At 69.1% G+C, this 17,698-nt stretch carries 15 protein-coding genes; 6 read left to right on the forward strand and 9 right to left on the reverse strand.

Going from position 1 to position 17,698, the window contains the following annotated elements; genetic code table 11:
• Positions 1-9: 9 nt before the first annotated feature.
• A complete protein-coding gene (dapE, locus tag NC7_RS27345; protein ID WP_067988602.1) occupies positions 10-1,110 on the reverse strand; it encodes a succinyl-diaminopimelate desuccinylase in 1,101 nt (366 codons plus the stop codon).
• 118 nt (positions 1,111-1,228) lie between these two features.
• Here dapE and dapD point away from each other — a divergent pair, with 118 nt between their 5' ends.
• From dapD to NC7_RS27360, 3 genes are all read left to right on the forward strand, one after another.
• A complete protein-coding gene (gene dapD / locus NC7_RS27350) occupies positions 1,229-2,179 on the forward strand; it encodes a 2,3,4,5-tetrahydropyridine-2,6-dicarboxylate N-succinyltransferase (RefSeq protein ID WP_067988605.1) in 951 nt (316 codons plus the stop codon).
• Positions 2,180-2,314: 135 nt separating this feature from the next.
• Complete coding sequence (locus tag NC7_RS27355; protein ID WP_067988607.1) at positions 2,315-2,932, forward strand: DUF8020 domain-containing protein; 618 nt, start codon at positions 2,315-2,317, stop codon at positions 2,930-2,932.
• Between the two features lie 139 nt (positions 2,933-3,071).
• The gene (locus tag NC7_RS27360) at positions 3,072-3,740 is read left to right on the forward strand and encodes a molybdopterin-dependent oxidoreductase (protein ID WP_067988609.1); all 669 of its coding nucleotides are present in this window, start codon (positions 3,072-3,074) and stop codon (positions 3,738-3,740) included.
• Here NC7_RS27360 and NC7_RS27365 read toward each other — a convergent pair.
• A complete protein-coding gene (locus tag NC7_RS27365) occupies positions 3,737-5,164 on the reverse strand; it encodes an acyl-CoA synthetase (RefSeq protein WP_174550275.1) in 1,428 nt (475 codons plus the stop codon). The genes NC7_RS27360 and NC7_RS27365 overlap by 4 nt on opposite strands.
• A 66-nt stretch (positions 5,165-5,230) precedes the next feature.
• On the opposite strand from NC7_RS27365, the gene NC7_RS27370 reads away from it, so the two are divergent.
• Entirely contained in the window at positions 5,231-6,130 is a 900-nt protein-coding gene (locus NC7_RS27370; protein WP_307613995.1) for an oxygenase MpaB family protein, read from the forward strand.
• Positions 6,131-6,226: 96 nt separating this feature from the next.
• Here the strand turns inward: NC7_RS27370 and NC7_RS30400 are convergent, their stop codons facing one another.
• The 6 genes from NC7_RS30400 to NC7_RS27400 all read right to left on the reverse strand — a co-directional run bounded on the left by NC7_RS30400 (position 6,227) and on the right by NC7_RS27400 (position 12,833).
• Positions 6,227-7,834, reverse strand: coding sequence for a serine/threonine-protein kinase (locus tag NC7_RS30400; RefSeq protein WP_067988615.1), 1,608 nt, complete (start codon positions 7,832-7,834; stop codon positions 6,227-6,229).
• 100 nt (positions 7,835-7,934) lie between these two features.
• Positions 7,935-9,038 (reverse strand): succinyldiaminopimelate transaminase, encoded by a 1,104-nt coding sequence (dapC, locus tag NC7_RS27380; RefSeq protein WP_373861282.1) that lies wholly within the window; start codon positions 9,036-9,038, stop codon positions 7,935-7,937.
• An 8-nt stretch (positions 9,039-9,046) separates the two neighbouring features.
• Positions 9,047-9,370 (reverse strand): ferredoxin, encoded by a 324-nt coding sequence (fdxA, locus tag NC7_RS27385; RefSeq protein ID WP_022566345.1) that lies wholly within the window; start codon positions 9,368-9,370, stop codon positions 9,047-9,049.
• A 114-nt stretch (positions 9,371-9,484) separates the two neighbouring features.
• Complete coding sequence (locus tag NC7_RS27390; protein ID WP_067988620.1) at positions 9,485-9,901, reverse strand: type II toxin-antitoxin system VapC family toxin; 417 nt, start codon at positions 9,899-9,901, stop codon at positions 9,485-9,487.
• Complete coding sequence (locus tag NC7_RS27395) at positions 9,898-10,149, reverse strand: FitA-like ribbon-helix-helix domain-containing protein (RefSeq protein WP_067988622.1); 252 nt, start codon at positions 10,147-10,149, stop codon at positions 9,898-9,900. The genes NC7_RS27390 and NC7_RS27395 overlap by 4 nt, the downstream gene beginning before the upstream one ends.
• 83 nt (positions 10,150-10,232) lie before the next feature.
• Complete coding sequence (locus NC7_RS27400) at positions 10,233-12,833, reverse strand: bifunctional FO biosynthesis protein CofGH (protein WP_067988625.1); 2,601 nt, start codon at positions 12,831-12,833, stop codon at positions 10,233-10,235.
• A gap of 150 nt (positions 12,834-12,983) precedes the next feature.
• Here NC7_RS27400 and NC7_RS27405 point away from each other — a divergent pair, with 150 nt between their 5' ends.
• Together NC7_RS27405 and NC7_RS30355 are read left to right on the forward strand one after the other, a co-directional pair.
• The gene (locus NC7_RS27405) at positions 12,984-13,481 is read left to right on the forward strand and encodes a PH domain-containing protein (RefSeq protein WP_067988628.1); all 498 of its coding nucleotides are present in this window, start codon (positions 12,984-12,986) and stop codon (positions 13,479-13,481) included.
• Complete coding sequence (locus NC7_RS30355) at positions 13,478-15,343, forward strand: PH domain-containing protein (protein ID WP_236573470.1); 1,866 nt, start codon at positions 13,478-13,480, stop codon at positions 15,341-15,343. Before NC7_RS27405 ends, NC7_RS30355 begins: the two co-directional genes overlap by 4 nt.
• 679 nt (positions 15,344-16,022) lie before the next feature.
• On the opposite strand, the gene NC7_RS27420 is transcribed toward NC7_RS30355, so the two are convergent.
• Entirely contained in the window at positions 16,023-17,546 is a 1,524-nt protein-coding gene (locus NC7_RS27420; RefSeq protein WP_067988631.1) for an MFS transporter, read from the reverse strand.
• Positions 17,547-17,698 lie beyond the last annotated feature (152 nt).

Below are 17,698 nucleotides of genomic sequence, written 5' to 3' on the forward strand. Positions count from 1 at the left end.
CCCTCCACGCTACTGGGACCGCCCGGTGAGGTAGGTGCGCAGCATGGCGGTGACGGCGGTGATCTGGCTGAGCGGGACGTGTTCGTCGCGCTTGTGGGCGAGGTTCGGGTCGCCGGGGCCGAAGTTCACGGCGGGAATGCCACGGGCGGCGAAGCGCGAGACGTCGGTCCAGCCGTACTTCGCGCGCACGCCCCCGCCGCCGTGGGCGTTGACCGAGTCGATGAGGCTGCGGGCGGCCGGTGCGGTGAGCCCGGGCAGTGCGCCGGGCGAGGAGTCGGTGACCTGGAAACCCACGTCGAGCCCGTCGAAGACCTCGCGCACGTGGGCGACGGCCTGCTCGACGGTGCGGTCGGGGGCGTAGCGGAAGTTCACGTCCACCTCGGCCACGTCGGGCACCACATTGCCCGCGACGCCACCGGAGACGCGCACCGCCGAGAGCCCCTCGCGATAGACGCAGCCGTCGATGTCGACCTGACGTGCCTCGTAGGCGGCCAACCGTTCCAGTACCGGCGCCAGCGCGTGAATCGCGTTCTCCCCCAGCCACGCCCGCGCCGAATGCGCCCGCACACCCGAGGTGCTCAGCCGCACCCGCAGCGTGCCCTGGCACCCCGCCTCGATCCAACCGCCCGACGGTTCGCCGAGCACGGCGAGGTCGCCGTCGAGCCAGTCGGGCATGTCGCGTTCGATGTGGTTGAGGCCGTTGAACTCGGCGGCGATCTCCTCGCCGTCGTAGAAGATGAGGGTGAGGTCGTGGGCCGGGTCGGTGATGGTGGCGGCCAGGTGCAGGAACACCGCGTCACCGGACTTCATGTCGACGGTGCCGCAGCCGAACAGCACCGGCTCGCCGTCCACCTCGGCGGGCCTGCTCGGCACGTTGTCGGCGATGGGCACCGTGTCCAGGTGCCCGGCCAGGATCACCCGGGTCGGCAGGCCGAGGGTGGTGCGCGCCAGCACCACATTGCCGTGCCGCTTGATCTCGAAGCCGGTGGTCTGATCGCGCAACGCCTGCTCGACCAGATCCGCGATGGCGGCCTCGTCGCGGGAAACGCTCGGGACATCGACCAGGGCGGCGGTCAACTGGATCGGGTCGGCGCGCAAATCGAGAGTCACATATCGAGACTAGTACGCCGGTACGACACTGTGTCCTGGTGCGGGAATCGGACCGGGTGGTCCATCGCACAGCCCCCGCGCCACCTCGACCTGGACCGAGACGGCAAAATGTGGTCCCGTGAGCACTCAAGGAGCAAGCGCAGTCGGTATCGCCACCATCACCTCGGACGGCACCGTCCTCGACACCTGGTACCCGAGCCCGGAGCTGGGCGAGTTCACCGAGACCGGCTCGCGGCGCCTGGACGCGGCCGACGCACCGGAGTTCGCCGACCTGCTCGGCCCCGACAAGGCGCGCGGCGTCGAGGTGGTCGCGGTGCGCACCACCATCGCCGACCTGTCGGCGGCCCCCACCGACGCCCACGACGTGTACCTGCGCCTGCACCTGCTCTCGCACCGCCTCGTCCAGCCGCACGGCCTGAGTCTGGACGGCCAGTTCGGCCTGCTCAGCAATGTGGTGTGGACCAACCACGGTCCGTGCGCGGTGGAGGGTTTCGAGCAGACCCGGATCAAACTGCGCGCCCGCGGCCCGGTCACCGTGTACAGCATCGACAAGTTTCCCCGCATGGTCGACTACGTGGTGCCCTCGGGCGTGCGTATCGGCGACGCCGACCGTGTCCGGCTCGGCGCGCACCTGGCCTCGGGGACAACCGTCATGCACGAGGGCTTCGTCAACTTCAACGCGGGCACCCTGGGCAACTCGATGGTCGAGGGCCGTATCTCGGCCGGTGTCGTGGTCGGCGACGGCTCCGACATCGGTGGCGGCGCCTCGACCATGGGCACCCTGTCCGGTGGCGGAACCACCGTCATCTCGGTCGGTGAGCGCAGCCTGCTCGGCGCCAACGCCGGTCTCGGTATCCCGCTCGGCAACGACTGCGTGCTCGAGGCGGGCCTGTACCTGACCGCGGGCACCAAGGTGACCGCGCCCGACGGCACCGTGGTCAAGGCCGCGACGCTGGCCGGACAGAACAATCTGCTGTTCCGTCGCAATTCGACCACCGGCGCGGTGGAAGTGGTGCCGCGCTTGGGCACCGGTATCGAACTCAATGCCGCGCTGCACGCCAACGACTGAATTCCGCATTCGGCAATATCGCATATATTGCGGTTTCTTGACGACGGGTATCCCGGTGCGGCAAGGCATTTCACGTCCGATAGCTTGAATTCGCCACCCCAGCCGGGGGGCTTTCGAATGTGGAGGGATTCAAGAATGAAGTTCGGAAAGTTCACTACCGCTGTTGTGATGTCGGTTGTCGCGGTGGGCATCACCGCGGCCACCGCCAACGGTCAGCCCGCCGTGGCGACCGAACAGCCCGCGGTGGTGGCTGCGGGGGGCGTGACTTCGGGTGTGAGCAACGGGATCAACTACACCACCTCGGTGTCGCCCGCCGACAAGACCATCACCTGGGCGGTCGACAACGGTCGCTTCGAGCTGGCGGCCGACGGCTCGGCCGTGCTGCTGCGCAACGCCGAGGGCGTCACCGTCGACCAGACGGCGCTGCGCTCGGAGGTCGCCGGTCTGCCGATCTCGGTGAGCCCCGAGATCGCCCAGGACGGGCGCAGCGTGAAGCTGGCCGCCTCGATGACGCCCGCGGATTCGGCGAAGCTCGGCGATATCGCCGAGCTGAAGGACATCAGCTCCTACGACCGCCTGATGGCGCAGGTCAACAAGAACCTGCCCGGTATCGCGATCGGCGGCATCATCGGTGCGTTCTTCCCGTTCCTGTGGCTGATCACCATCCCCGCCGGGATGCTGATCGGCGGTTACGTGATGGGTGGCCAGGAGTTCCTGGACGCGGTGATCGCGTTCGCGACCGGCCAGCCCTGATCCACTGATTCGACAGGCCCCGCACTCCACCGAGTGCGGGGCCTTTTCGTTGTCCGGGTGACGAAGCCGATACTCGACGCCGCTGTCGACGCGGGGTACCGTCAGCTGTTATACGGAGCCGTATAACAGGAGGATCGGTATGGCACTTCTTCCCCCGGGCCAACGCGCCGTCGACGGGTTTCCCCGCTTCGGCACGCACCTGCACCACCCACCGCCGTCGGTCCCCCAGCATCCGGTGATCGACGTCGGCGGCGCGGTGGTCGAGCCCGTCACGGTCCCGCTCACCGAACTCGCGCGGCTGCCGCGTCGCGAGCAGACGGCCGACTTCCATTGCGTCGCCGGGTGGTCGGCGACCGGTCTGCGCTGGGAGGGCACCCCGTTCCTGGACTTCTACCGACTGGTGATCGAGCCCGCGCTCGCGCCGGGCGCCACGATCACGCACCTGAGTTTCGAAGGGCTCGACGGGTTCCGATCGGTCGTGCTGCTCGAGGACGCGCTCGGCGACGACGTGCTGATCGCCGACCGGCTCGACGGTCGGCCACTCGACAGCGACCACGGCGCGCCGGTGCGGCTCGTGAGCCCCCAGCAGTACGGCTTCGTCAACACCAAACACCTGTGCCGCGTCGAGGCGCACACCAGCGCCCCACCCGACCCGGACAAGTGGTCGCCGCTGGCCTCACACGCCCGGGCGCGGGTGTGGGCAGAGGAACGGCACCGGTACCTGCCCGGGCGCGTGGTCCGCCCCGTGTACCACGCACTGATCGGACCGATCCGGCGGCTGAGCGCACGCGGCAGTCGGGAGCGTTAGGTCAACGACTTCTTCTGGACCTTGCCCATGGCATTGCGCGGCAGCGCCGCGACGAAGCGGATCTCGCGGGGGCGTTTGTGTACCGAAAGCTGTTCGGCCACATGGCCGGTCAGCTCGGTCGCGAGATCGTCGGTGCCGGTGTCACGGGCGACGACGAAGGCGACGATCCGCTGCCCCAGATCGTCGTCGGGCAGCCCGACCACCGCGACCTCGGCGACCGCGGGATGCCCGAGCAACGCGGTTTCGATCTCGCCCGCGCCGATCCGGTATCCCCCGGACTTGATGAGGTCGATGGACTCTCGGCCGACGATGCGGTGGAACCCGTCGGCGTCGATCACGGCGACATCGCCGGTGCGGAACCAGCCGTCCTCGGTCCACTCGCGCGCGGTGGCCTCGGGACGACCGAGATAGCCGTCGAACAGCATCGGGCCGCGTACCTGCAGGGCACCGATGCTCTCGCCGTCGTGCGGGACCGGATCGCCCGCCTCGTCGCGCAACCGGGTCTCGACGCCGCGGACCGGCGTACCGACCCAGCCCGGCCTGCGTTCGCCGTCGGCCCTGGTCGACAGCGTGATCATGGTTTCGCTCATGCCGTACCGCTCCACCGGCGCGTGCCCGGTGAGTTCGGCCAGCTTCTCGAAGACCGGGACCGGCAGCGGCGCACTGCCCGACACCAGCAGCCGCGCCCGGCTCAATTCCTTTGCCGCTTCGGGCTTCTCGGCGATGCGCGACCAGACCGTCGGCACGCCGAAGTACAGGGTTCCCTCGGCGGCGGCATAGGCCTCGGGGGTCGGCTTGCCAGTGTGGATCAGGCGGCTGCCGACGCGCAGGGGCCCGAGCAGACCGAGGATCAGGCCGTGCACGTGGAACAGCGGAAGCCCGTGCACGAGGGTGTCTTCGCGGGTCCAGTTCCAGGCCCCGGCCAGCGCGTCGAGCCCGGCGGCGATGGCGCCGCGACTGAGCAGCACCCCTTTGGGGGCGCCGGTGGTACCGGAGGTGTAGAGGATGAAGGCGATGGCCGCCGGATCCGGCTCAGGATAGGTGTGCCAGGACCTGGCGTGCAGACGCACCGGAACCACCGGGAGGTCGGTGTCGGCGGGCGCGGCACCGAGCCAGGCCTGGGCCCCGGAATCACGCAGAATGTGTTCGCGCTCAGCGGTTCCCGCGTCGGGCGGCACGGGCACGACCGTCACCCCGGCGATCAGGCAGCCGACCACCGCGAGCACCGTCCGCAGGGTCGGCTCGGCCAGCACCGCGACCCGCTCGGCCCGCCCGATCCGTTCGGCGACCGAGGTGGCCGCACCGAGCAGGTCACCGCGCGAGACGGTGGCATCATCGATGGTGACGGCGTCGGGAAGGTCGTCCCCGGCGGCGACGGCGAGCGGATTCAACGAGGCGAGCAGCAGCGGCGGACCGTAGGGCATCCGTCCACGCTAGCCCGGCGCGTCCCGTCGGCCCACGCCACCGCCCGTTGACACCCTGACGACAGAGTGAGACATTCAACCTACAAGTCTCTCACCGACGAATTGGGGTCAACGATGACCAGCCTCGCGCATTCGCGGTCCAGCCACGCCGGACCCGCAGAGTTCGACATCCGGGATCACGTGGACGGCTCATCCGTCTTCTTCGGCGCAACGGCGAATGTGATCATGCAGCTCAGTCTGGCTCCGGTCGGCTACGGCGTGGCGGAATCGCGCGTGCACAGCGGCAGCATCATGAAGCACCCCTTCAAACGGACCAGGACGACCATCACCTATCTGTCGGTGGCGATGATGGGCACCGACGAGGACCGGGCCGCGTACCGCGCCGCGATCAACGGCGCGCACCGGCACGTGCACTCCACACCGCAGAGCCCGGTGAAGTACAACGCCTTCGACAAGAACCTGCAGCTGTGGGTGGCCGCCTGTCTGTACTGGGGCTCGGTCGACCTGATGGAGCGCCTGCACGGCCCCGCCGACGACGTCACCGCCGACACCTACTACGACTACGCCCACCGTTTCGGCACCACCCTGCAGGTGCCGCGCGAGATGTGGCCCGCCGACCGCGCGGCCTTCGCGGAGTACTGGACCGCGAACCTCGCCGCGACCCACGTCGACGACACCATCAAGGCGTACTTCGACGACCTGCTCGACCTGCGCATGCTGTACCCGCCGCTGCGCCTGGTCTTCGCCCGCTTCCACCGCTGGTTCACCACCGGCCTGCTCCCGCAGCACCTGCGTGACGAACTCGGCCTCACCTGGACCGAACACGACGAACGTCGCCTCAACCGCCTCCTGCGCACCACCGGCGCGGTCTGGGGCCGCCTGCCGCGCCCCCTCCGCAACTTCCCCTTCAACGCCACCCTCGCCGACATGCGCCGCAGGCAGCGCCGGGGCAAGCCACTGATCTGAGCACAGCGCGAGCTGCCCGTCACCGGCAGCTCGCGCACTGTCGGATGCCCTCGGTGATGATCCGTTCGACGAGGGCGGACGTGGCGGTGGTGACACTCAGAACGGGGCTTGTTCGAACCAGGAGGCGTAAGTCTCGTCGAAGGTGTGGCCGGGCCAGGAGACTTCGATGAGGATCTCGGCGGTGGCGCTGTGACCGCGCTCCCCGACCGCAAGGGTGAACGGGGCGCCGGGGTCGTTCGGGCGGGCGACGGCGATGGTCGAGTTCCGGTCGGGGCGGGTCCGCGAATCGTGGGCGAGGGTGTGGCGCGCGAGATAGTTCTCGACGTCGGCGGCGGACCCGTAGGCGGTGAACCAGGAGACGACGCCGTCGGCGTCGGTGCACGAGATCTGACGCACGGGCGTGGGATCGCCGGGAGCGACCACGAACGTAGACGTCGGCGCACAGGCGGCCTCGCGCCAGCCACGTCCGACCGGTGTCGTCGGGATCAACCCGGGGAACGCCGTCGCGATCGCGGCATGCTCACCCCAGGTCGGGGCCGGTGGAACTCGATGGGGGCGAATGAATTTCCAGTAGACCGCCCCCACGCCGACCACCCCGACACCGGCGATCATCGCCAGCACGAGCAGGCTCACGGCGAGCGCCCGCCATCGCGACGAGACAGCATTACCCGCAACCTCGGTCGCGTGCGGACGCGTCGCGCGCGCACCCGGCGGAGCAGCGACAACCGTTCGCAGGTCGACTGGAGTGGTGGAAGTTCCGGCGGGAGCACTCGACGGTGCGGCGGACGCACTCATGGCCGGTTCCCTGGTCGACAGGCCCGGTCCGGTGCGCTGTGGGGCGCCGATCAGCGCCGGGGCGACAGCCGCGCCGTCCGATGCCGCAGCCGCCGCCTGACCGAATTCGGCGCAACTGCCGAACCTTTCAGCCGGGTCCTTGGCCATGGCACGGCCGATCACCGCGTCCAGGCCGGGCGCCAGACCGCTCACCCGGTCGGAGGCCCTCGGCACGGGCTTGGTCAGATGCGCGGCGACGACAGCACCGGGATTGTCTGCGGGAAAAGGGCTTTCGCCAGTGAGCAAGGTGTACAGGGAACAACCGAGCGAATATTGGTCGGATCGGTGATCCACAGTCGCACCGGACAATTGTTCGGGCGAGGCGTAGGCCAGGGTGGCGAGGAAGTCGCCGGTGCGGGTGAGCTGACGGGCGTCACCGCGCAGGCGAGCGATCCCGAAATCGGTGAGCAGCACGCGATCCCGACCTCGGCCCGCGGCGAGCAGGATGTTGGCGGGTTTCACGTCCCGGTGCAGCACGTCGCGCTCGTGGGCGTAGTCGAGCGCGTCGGCGGTCTGGGCGATGATGTCGACCGCGCGGGCCGGATCCAGCGGGCGACCGCGGAACACCGAGGCGTCGGTGCCGTCGACGTACTGCATGGAGATCCACATCAGCCCGTCTTCGACACCACGATCGAGCACCGACACGATGCCGGGATGGTCGAGGCGGGCGGCCACGTCGGCCTCACGTTCGAAGCGGGCCCGCACCTCCTGTTCCGCGTACAGGTCGCGATTCAGCAGTTTCAGCGCCACCTGCCGGGGCAGGCGTGGGTGCGCGGCCAGGTACACGGTGCCCATTCCGCCGCGCCCGAGCAGGCGCTCGATCCGATATCCGGCGAACACCGTGCCCGCGACCAAACCCACCCCGTGCATGTGTTGCGAGCCTTCCGATCCTGTTCGCGCCGAATTCGACTGTGCGGACACTAACCGATTCGCGGGCGAGACAGGATGCGGGGCAACCGGACCCGGCGTCTCAGGCCAGCCGGGCAACCGCTTCGGCGATGCGCTCGTCGGTGGCGGTGAGGGCGATGCGGACGTGTTCGGGGGAACGGGGGCCGTAGAAGTCGCCGGGGGCGGCGAGGATGCCGCGCTCGGCGAGCCAGTCGAGGGTGACCCGGCAGGCTTCACCACGGGTGGCCCACAGGTAGAGGCCCGCTTCGGAGAAGTCGATGCGGAAACCCGCCTGCTCCAAGGCATTTCGCAGGATGGTGCGACGGGCGCGGTAGCGCTCGCGCTGTGCCGCCTCGTGGGTGTCGTCGGCGAGGGCGGCGGTCATGGCGGCCTGGATGGGGAAGGGCAGCATCATGCCGGAGTGTTTGCGCACCTCGAGCAGTTCGGCGACCAGGGTCGGGTCGCCCGCGACGAAACCGGCGCGGTAACCGGCCAGGTTCGAGGTCTTCGACAGCGAATGGATGGCCAGCAGGCCGGTGTGGTCGCCGTCGCAGACGCGCGGGTCGAGGACGGAGACCGCCTCCCCCTCCCACACCAGGCCGAGGTAGCACTCGTCGGAAGCGACGATCGCACCGCGTTCCCGCGCGAAGGCGACGACCTTGCGCAGGTGTTCGATCGGGAGCACCTTGCCGGTGGGGTTCGACGGCGAGTTCACGAAGATCAGCGCCGGGTTCTGCGGGCCGATCTGGGTGAGGCCGTCGGCACGCCACGGCTTCGCACCGGCCAGCAGGGCGCCCACCTCGTAAGTGGGGTAAGCGATCTCGGGGATGACGACGAGGTCGTCGGCGCCGATGCCGAGCAGGCGCGGCAGCCCGGCGATGAGTTCTTTGGTGCCGATCACTGGCAGCACGGCGGCCGGGTCGACACCGGCGATGCCGAATCGGCGCGCCAGCGCGTCGACCGCGGCGGCGCGCAGCTCAGGGGTGCCGTGCGTGGTCGGGTACCCGGGGACGGCCGCGACCGAGCTCAGCGCGGCCTGGATCAGCGGGTCGACCGGATCGACCGGCGTACCGACCGACAGGTCGACCAGCCCACCGGGATGCGTCGCGGCCTTCTGCTTCACCCCGGCGATGGTGTCCCACGGGAAATCGGGCAGCAGACTGCTCACCCGGGCACGGGTCGGCACCCCTGCGCTCATTCTTCGGCCATGGGGGGCAGCGCCTTGATGAAGGCCGGGTCGTAGTCGACCTTGCCCACCTTGGTCGCGCCGCCGGGCGAGCCCAGCTCGTCGAAGAAGTCGACGTTGGCGTTGATGTAGCCGCTCCACTGGTCCGGGGTGTCGTCCTCGTAGAAGATCGCCTCCACGGGGCAGACCGGCTCACACGCACCACAGTCAACGCACTCGTCGGGTTGGATGTAGAGCATGCGGCCACCCTCGTAGATGCAATCCACGGGGCATTCCTCGATGCACGCCTTGTCCTTCACGTCAACGCACGGTTCAGCGATGATGTACGGCACTGCCGTTCTCCTAGTCTGTCCACTGCTGCGGGGGCCAACTCCGCCCCCCGAACCCTATCCCGAACTACACGCTACCCCCAGGTCAGCCTGCCCTAACTAGTTCATCGAACCTGCTCAGGCCCATGGGTCCACCACCGGCACTCCGGCCGCGACGAACGGAGAGCCGTCCCGGGTGGCGACAGACATTCCCGCCGCGGTGGCGATTGCCGCGATATAGCCGTCGGCCGCCGCGATCGCACATCCGCGTGTGCGAGCCGTCGCCATGAGCTCGGCGTACGCCGCCGACGCGGAGAGGTCGAAGGGCAGCACGCGACCGGCGAACAGCGGCAACACCTTCGACTCCACCCGTTCCGCCAGAAATTCGCGACGACGGCCCGCAGGCATGGCCGCGATGCCGAAGCGCAGTTCGGCGACAGTAACCGCCGAGAGGTAAAGGGTGTGCAGCCGCTGGGTATCGAGCCACTTGACGACTCGCGGATCGGGCGCGGCGCGCAGCGGCTCGGACACCACGTTCGTGTCGAGGACGATCATCCGAGTTCCAGCGGAGTGGCGGGAGTCCGGTCTCGCGCGGCGAGCCGGTCGACCTCGTCGTCGGTCAACGTCGCTTCGCGGCCGATGTCGGCGAGCAGCGAACCGATCTGCACCTGGGTGCCGGGAAATACCACGTCGATGAGGATCTGACGCACTTCGGCCTCGGTGCTGCGCCCGTGCTGCGCCGCGCGCACTCGCAGCGCTTCCCGGACATCGTCCGGTAGATCGCGAACCGTCAATCTCGCCATCGCAACCTCCCCGAGATGCAGTCATTGGCGCCAATGTGGTCGTTGACGCCAAGACTACTCCCCGTGCGTACCTTTGACCAGCGTCAGCTCACTGTCAGTGGGAGGGCGTGGGGCGTGTGGTCGACGGCGCCGTAGGTGGTGGTTCGTTCGCGGACCGGGCGGTCGATGCCCGCGGCGATCTCGGTGAGTTCGGCGACGGTCTTGGCGGAGCCGTGCTGGGAACCCGCCATGCGGGAAATGGTTTCCTCCATCAGCGTTCCGCCGAGGTCGTTGGCGCCGCCCGAAAGCATCATCTGGGTGCCGACGGTGCCGAGTTTCACCCAGCTGGTCTGGATGTTGTGGATGCGGCCGTGCAGCATGACGCGCGCGAGGGCGTGGACGGCGCGGTTGTCGCGGTTGGTCGGGCCGGGGCGTGCGGCGCCCGCGAGGTAGAGCGGGGCGCTCTGGTGGACGAACGGCAGCGGCACGAACTCGGTGAAACCTCCGGTGCGGTCCTGGATTTCGCGCAGCACCCGGAGGTGACCCACCCAGTGTTTCGGGTTGTCGACGTGCCCGTACATCATCGTCGAGCTCGACGGGATGCCGAGCTCGTGCGCGGTGGTGATCACCTCGATCCACGCGGAGGTGGGCAGTTTGCCCTTGGTGAGCACCCAGCGCACCTCGTCGTCGAGGATCTCGGCGGCCGTGCCGGGGATGGAGCCGAGTCCGGCCTCCTTCAGCGCCGCGAGCCAGTCGCGGATGCTCTGCCCACCACGGGAGGCACCGTTGACGATCTCCATCGGACTGAACGCGTGCACGTGCATCGACGGGACGCGGGCCTTGATGGCGCGGACGAGGTCGGCGTAGCCGGTGACGGGCAATTCCGGGTCGATGCCGCCCTGCATGCAGATCTCGGTGGCACCGTCGACGTGGGCTTCCCAGGCGCGGTCGGCGACCTCGTCGGTGCTCAGGGTGAAGGCGTCGGCATCGCCCTTGCGCTGGGCGAACGCGCAGAAACGGCAGCCGGTGTAGCAGATGTTGGTGAAGTTGATATTGCGATTCACCACGTAGGTGACCTCGTCGCCGGACACGTCACGTCGTAGCTGATCGGCAAGGGCCGCAACGGCATCCAGTGCCACACCGTCGGCGGTGGCGAGGGCGAGGTACTGGTCGTCGGTCAGGCCCGCCGGGTCGTTCTCGGCGGCGCGCAGCGCGTCGAGCACCTCGGAGTCGAGCCGCTCGGGGGCGGTGACGGCCAGGTCGCGGGCGTGTTCGCGAATGGTCTCCCAGTCGCCGAACGCGCCGACCACCTCCTGGCCGAGGCCGGAGTCGCTGCGGCTGTCGGTGATGCGTCCCTCGGAGTCGATGGCGGTGTTGAGGTCCACCCGGCCCGCCGAGTCCCACGACTCGTCGGGTTCCTGCCAGGCGAGGCCGACGGGCATCGCCTCGGACCTGGCCAGCCCGGTGGCCGGATCGGTGAGCGCCGCGACGTGCGCGCCGATGCGCGGATCGATCCACGGATGGCCCGCGCGCACATACTTCGGATGGGCGGAGGTGCGTTCGGCGAGGGTGAACCCGGCCGCCTCGGTGATCTCGCGGAGCGTGTCGAGATTGGGCCAGGGACGTTCGGGGTTCACGTGGTCGACCGTCAACGGCGACACGCCACCCCAGTCGTCGATTCCCGCGTCGATCAGGGCGCGGCAATCGCTGTGCGACACCAGGTTCGGCGGCGCCTGCACCGGAACATCCGGGCCGAGCAGCAGCCTGGTCACCGCGACCGTGGCGAGGAACTCGGCCACATCGGCATCGGGCGCGTCGCGCATAGCGGTGTCGGACTTGGCCCGGAAGTTCTGCACGATCACTTCCTGGATGTGCCCGAACTCGCGGTGCAGCTTGCGGATCGCCATGATCGAGTCGGCGCGTTCGGCCAGTGTCTCACCGATACCGACCAGGATGCCGGTGGTGTAGGGCACCGAAAGCCTGCCCGCGTCGGTGATGGCCCGCAGCCGCACGGCCGGGTCCTTGTCGGGGCTGCCGAAATGGCAGGCACCCTTCTCGGTGAACAGCCGGGTGGCGGTGGTCTCGAGCATCATGCCCATCGACTGGGCGACCGGCTTGAGCCGCGCGATCTCGTTCCAGCTCATCACGCCGGGGTTCAGGTGCGGCAGCAGGCCGGTCTCCTCGAGCACGAGGATCGACACGGCGCGCAGGTAGTCGAGGGTGGAGTCGTACCCGCGTTCGTCGAGCCACTGGGCCGCCTCGGGCCAGCGGTCCTCCGGGCGATCGCCCAGCGTGAACAGTGCTTCCTTGCAGCCGAGCGCCGCGCCCTGACGGGCGATCTCCAGCACCTCGTCGGGTTCGAGGAACATCCCCTTGCCCTCGGCCCGCAGCTTGCCCGGCACAGTGACGAAAGTGCAGTAGTGACACTTGTCGCGGCACAACCGGGTGAGCGGGATGAACACATTGCGCGAGTAGGTGATGGTGCGTGGCCTGCCCGCCGATTCGAGACCGGCGTCGCGGACCCGGGCGGCGCTGGCACACAGGTCGGCCAGGTCGTCGCCGGTGGCGTGCAGCAGGACGGTCGCCTCGTCGACGTTCAACGTGACGCCGTCGCGGGCCCGTCGCAATGCCCGGCGCATGGCCGAGGCACTCGGCGGGTTCGGCGGAACGCTCGGCAGTGGAAGGTCGCTCACCCCGTCGATCATGCGCTACTTTTCTCCCGAACGTGTGGTCGGCTGGTCACGCCGCCCGTTGCGGGCGCGCGAGGGTCGTGCTTCTTGGCCACAACCTCGGCGGCGCGGGCACATATTCCCGAGCCGGGCGAACTCGTCGGACCCACGTGTCACGATGGCTGCATGTCGTTGCCGCGTTCAACCATCCTCGCCGAACCGGCCTGGCGGCCGAGCCCGAGGGCGAAACTGCTCTGGGCACTGGAGAACGCTGTCGGCGTCGTCGTGCTCGCGGTGGTGCTCGGCGTGTGGATGTTCGTCGACGACCGACGCGGCTGGCAGGCGGTCGCCGGGCTGGCGCTGCTCGCGCTCGCCGTGCTGGGGTCGGTCGTCGTCCCGCTGTGGCGGTACGCGGTGCACCGGTGGGAGGTCACCGACGAGGCCGTGTACACGCGGGTGGGCTGGCTGGATCAGGAATCGCGGGTGGCGCCGATCTCGCGGGTGCAGACGGTGGACACCGAGCGCGGCCCGCTCGAGCGGATGCTCGGATTGGCCACGGTCACGGTGACCACGGCGTCCTCGGCCGGGGCGGTGAAGATCAGCGCGTTGGATCTCCCGGTCGCCGAACAGACAGTGCTGCGGCTGACCGCCATCGCCGCCCAGCATCGCGGCGACGCCACATGAGCGAGACAGCCTGGCAGCGGCTCGACCCGCGCATGCTGCTGGTGTACCCGGTCACCGAGATCGTGAAATACATTCCGGTGCTGATCGGTTCGGTGATCGTCGGCACCACCAGCGGCAATCCGCTGTGGAGCTCGATCCCGGTGCTGCTCGTCGCCGCATTCGGTGTCCTGCGGTGGTTCACCACGACCTACCGCATCGATGCCGATCATGTGCAGTTGCGCACCGGCATCGTCGGCCGACGGACGCTGTCGGTGCCGCGGCCGCGCATCCGGTCGGTGGATGTGGAAGCCGATCTGCTGCACCGGGTCCTCGGCCTCGCCGTGCTCACCATCGGTACCGGGACCGACGCCGCCAAGGACGAGGAGTTCAAACTCGACGCGCTCGACACGAGCCGCATCCCCGCCTTGCGGACCGAATTGCTCTCCCACACCACGCGATTCGACGAGCAGCCCACCGGCGACCTGGCACCGACACCGGAATCCGGTGTCGAGATCGGGCATTGGCGAGCCGCGTGGGTGCGGTACGCGCCGCTGTCGCTGACCGGGCTGGCCATCGTCGCCCCGATCGCTGGCTTGGCGGCGCAGTACGGTGTGCTCGAGTGGATCGTGAAATCCGATCCGGTCCAAGGGATCGGGCACGACAGCGTCGCCGCGATCGCGGTGGTGATCGCGGCGATGATCGTGCTCACCCTGCTGCTGGTGAGCTTCGCCGCCTGCGGGCAGTACCTGGCCACCTGGTACGGACTGCGCGTGCTCGACAACGGCTCGACCCTGCACCTGCGCCACGGGCTCTTCACCACCCGCCAGATCACCCTCGACCTGGCCCGCTTCCGTGGTGCCACACTCAACGATCCCCTGCTGTTGCGCGCCGCCGGTGCCGCACAGCTGGAAATGATCATGACCGGCGAGAATTCGCGTCAGAAGGTACTCCCCCAGGCCCCACGAGCGGCCGTCGAACGCACCTTCGACGAACTCCTGCGCACCCATCGGCGACCGAAGGACATCGACAGCAGCGCATTCGAAAAGACTTGGGCGCCAGCATCAGCCGCGGAGACCGGCATCGCACAGCACGAGCAGACCGGCATCGCCGCACCCGAACAGACCGGCATCGCCGCACCCGAACAGACCGGCACCACGCAACACGAGCACACCGGCAACGTCCCACCCGAACAGACCGGCACCACGCAACACGAGCACACCGGCAACGTCCCACCCGAGCAGACCGACATCGCCCCGCCCGAGCAAGGAGGCCTCGTCCGACCCGGACAGGGAGGCACGGCGGCGGCGGTGGATGCGCCGGATGCCGAGCACAGGACGAGCGGTGGCGAGGAGCTCACCACGACGCGCTCGCCGCTGAAATTGTCTGCGGTGCAGTCTATTTCGGGTACCACACTCGGAACGATCGGCCTGATTCCGCACGGTCGCGCGGCACGCCGACGGCGGTATGTGCGGGCGGCGTGGCCGGTGGGCATCCTTCTCGTCGCCATGATCGTGTCGGCCGCACTCGAAAGCCCTCTCCCCGCGTGGATCTGGGTGGTTCCCGTGCTGTTCGCCGCACTGATGGCCGCCCTCGCCGAGGACCGCTACCGCAGCCTCGGCCACCGTGTCCTCCCCGCCGACAACGGCCCCACCTGGCTCATCACCCGCCGCGGCAGCCTCGACCGCAATCGCGACTGTCTCGAAGCTCCCGGCATCATCGGCTGGACCATCCGCCAGACCTTCTGGCAACGCCGCTCCGGCCTGGCAACGGTGGTCGCCGCCACGGCCGCGGGCAAGAAGGCCTACCTGGTGGTCGACATCCCCCACGACGACGCGGTCGCCCTGATCGACGCCGTCACCCCTGGCCTCCTGGGCAGCCGCTGACCTTTGCGACGCCGCGCGGTACGTCGCGGAGACAGCCTGATGGCGACAGTGGTCGCGGCCACCGCCGCAGGCGAGAAGGCCTACCCGGTGGTCGACATTCCCACGACGACGCGGTCGCCCTGATCGACGCCATCACCCCTGGCCTCCTGGGCAGCCGCTGACCTTTGCGACGCCGCGCGGTACGTCGCGGAGACAGCCTGATGGCGACAGTGGTCGCCGCCACGGCCACGGCCGCAGGCGCCAGGCGCAGGCGCCCGGCGAGAAGGCCTACTCGGTGGTCGACATCCCCAATGGCGACACACTCGCCCTGATCGAGGCCGTCACCCCGGCCTCCAGGTCAGCCGCTCAACCACTTGTGACGTCATGCAGCCCGCTCGGAGAACTCCTGAGCCGTAGGCTCACCTGACTTCACTGCCCGACGGCAGCCGGAGTCGCGAGCCTTCCCCGGCACGGACGCAAGCACACCCGCCCTGCCCAGGTACCGCGCTTGAAAGCACAGCGCCAGGGGTGCAGCGGCTCAGGCCGCGAGGCGCTACCCAACTCTGATGGCGCCACACCGGCCGGGAGTCGAGAGACTCCCGGCCGGTGGTGTTGTCAGGCGCCCCGAGGTGGCGACCGCGGCCGACGGCGCGGCCGGACCGGGCTGGCCCCGCCGCGGGCGAAACATCGGTCCGCGATGTCAGACGCCCACCGCCTCCTCAGCCGAATCCGCTTCCCCAGCCGAATCCGTCTCGGCAGCGGATCTTTTCACATCACGCATCAATACCACTGCCAACACCGCCGCAGCGAGCGAGGCGAGCGCGCCCACGCCGAAGGTGACCTGCATGGCGGTGCAGAAGGCCTCGCGGGCCAGGCCGATCACCCCGGTGTCGCCGGTACCGAGCGCACCCGCGATGGATTCCCGTGCCGCCGTCGGCGCGGAGTCGGGCATGGCGCCCGCGAAGGTGCCCGCCAGGATCGCGCCGAGCACTGCTACGCCGAGTGCGGCGCCCGCCTGCTGAATGGTGTCGTTGAGCGCCGAGCCCACCCCCGCGTGGTCCTCGGGGACCGCGCTCATCAGCGCCCCGATCGCGGCGGGCATGGCCAGACCGCCACCGGCACCGAGCAGCGCCATCGCCACGGCGGGCAGGGTGAAGCTCGCACCGGCGTCGAGGGTGGCGAGGACCGCGAATCCGGCGGCGACCACGACGAGTCCGGCGATGGTGACGATCCGCGCCCCCAGTTTCCCGACCAGCACCGCGCCGATTCCGTTGGCCACCAGCAAGGTCACCGCCATCGGGGTGAAGGCGAGCGCGGTGCGCATCGGGGTGTAGTCGAGCACGAACTGCAGGTACTGGGTGAGCACCAGGACGAGTCCACCGTTGGCGAAGGTCACCAGTACCAGCGAGAAGCTCGACCCGGTGAAGGTGCGGTCGCGGAACAACTGCAGCGGAACCATCGGCGAATCGGTGCGCAGCTCGCGCACGACGAAGGCGCCGAGGGCCACGACCGTCACGGCGAAACCGGCGAGCACACCGGAATCGGTCCAGCCCGCGTGCGGCACCGAGATGATGGTCCAGACCAGCGCCGTCATACCGACGATGGAGGTGAGCATGCCCGGGAAGTCGGGCGTGCGCCACGGACCCTTCGACTCGGGCATGAGCACGAGCGCGGCGGCGAGCGCGACGACGACGATCGGCACGTTCATCACGAAAACCGAACCCCACCAGAAGTGTTCGAGCAGCACACCGCCGACCACCGGCCCACCGACCAGGCCGACGGTCGCCACCGCGCTCCACGCGCCGATCGCCTTGGGTCGTTCGTCGTCGTCGAAGACGGTGATCAGGATCGACAGCGTGCTCGGCATGATCAGTACCCCACCGATGCCCATCAGCGCACGCCCGGCGATCAGCATTTCCGGGCTGCCCGCATAAGCACCGAGCAGGGAGGCCGCGCCGAAGATCACCAGGCCGATCACCATCACCAGCTTGCGGCCGAATCGATCGGAGAGGCTGCCGGAGGTGAGCAGCAGTCCGGCGAAGACCAGCAGGTAGGCGTCGATGATCCATTGGATCTGCTGGGCGCTGGCGCCGAGGTCGGTGGCGATCTGCGGAATCGCGACCGTGAGCACCATGTTGTCCACGACCAGCACCAGACTGCTCAGGCACAAGACGATCAGGATCAGCCAGCGGCGCGGATCGCGCACTTTCGTGAGCGTTGACATCGTGCTCCCCTTCCCGAAGCTTTCCGCACAGTGTGCGGTTGATGCGCACACTGTACGGTCTATGGAACAGCGTGCGCAATAGGGACGATGTACGGCAGCCGAACACTGTTCAGGAAGCGGCTATGCTTGACGAGACCCGCCACAGATGAGGA

The sequence above is a fragment of the Nocardia caishijiensis NBRC 108228 genome (assembly GCF_001612825.1).
GTDB lineage: Bacteria > Actinomycetota > Actinomycetes > Mycobacteriales > Mycobacteriaceae > Nocardia > Nocardia caishijiensis.

Coding starts and splice junctions, on each gene's coding strand:
- NC7_RS27360 (WP_067988609.1), top strand. CDS start 3,072: ATGGCACTTCTTCCCCCGGGCCAACGCGCCGTCGACGGGTTTCCCCGC.
- NC7_RS30355 (WP_236573470.1), top strand. CDS start 13,478: ATGAGCGAGACAGCCTGGCAGCGGCTCGACCCGCGCATGCTGCTGGTG.
- NC7_RS27395 (WP_067988622.1), bottom strand. CDS start 10,149: ATGGCGAGATTGACGGTTCGCGATCTACCGGACGATGTCCGGGAAGCG.
- NC7_RS27420 (WP_067988631.1), bottom strand. CDS start 17,546: ATGTCAACGCTCACGAAAGTGCGCGATCCGCGCCGCTGGCTGATCCTG.
- NC7_RS27365 (WP_174550275.1), bottom strand. CDS start 5,164: ATGCCCTACGGTCCGCCGCTGCTGCTCGCCTCGTTGAATCCGCTCGCC.
- NC7_RS27390 (WP_067988620.1), bottom strand. CDS start 9,901: ATGATCGTCCTCGACACGAACGTGGTGTCCGAGCCGCTGCGCGCCGCG.
- NC7_RS27355 (WP_067988607.1), top strand. CDS start 2,315: ATGAAGTTCGGAAAGTTCACTACCGCTGTTGTGATGTCGGTTGTCGCG.
- NC7_RS30400 (WP_067988615.1), bottom strand. CDS start 7,834: ATGCACGGGGTGGGTTTGGTCGCGGGCACGGTGTTCGCCGGATATCGG.
- NC7_RS27400 (WP_067988625.1), bottom strand. CDS start 12,833: ATGATCGACGGGGTGAGCGACCTTCCACTGCCGAGCGTTCCGCCGAAC.
- NC7_RS27405 (WP_067988628.1), top strand. CDS start 12,984: ATGTCGTTGCCGCGTTCAACCATCCTCGCCGAACCGGCCTGGCGGCCG.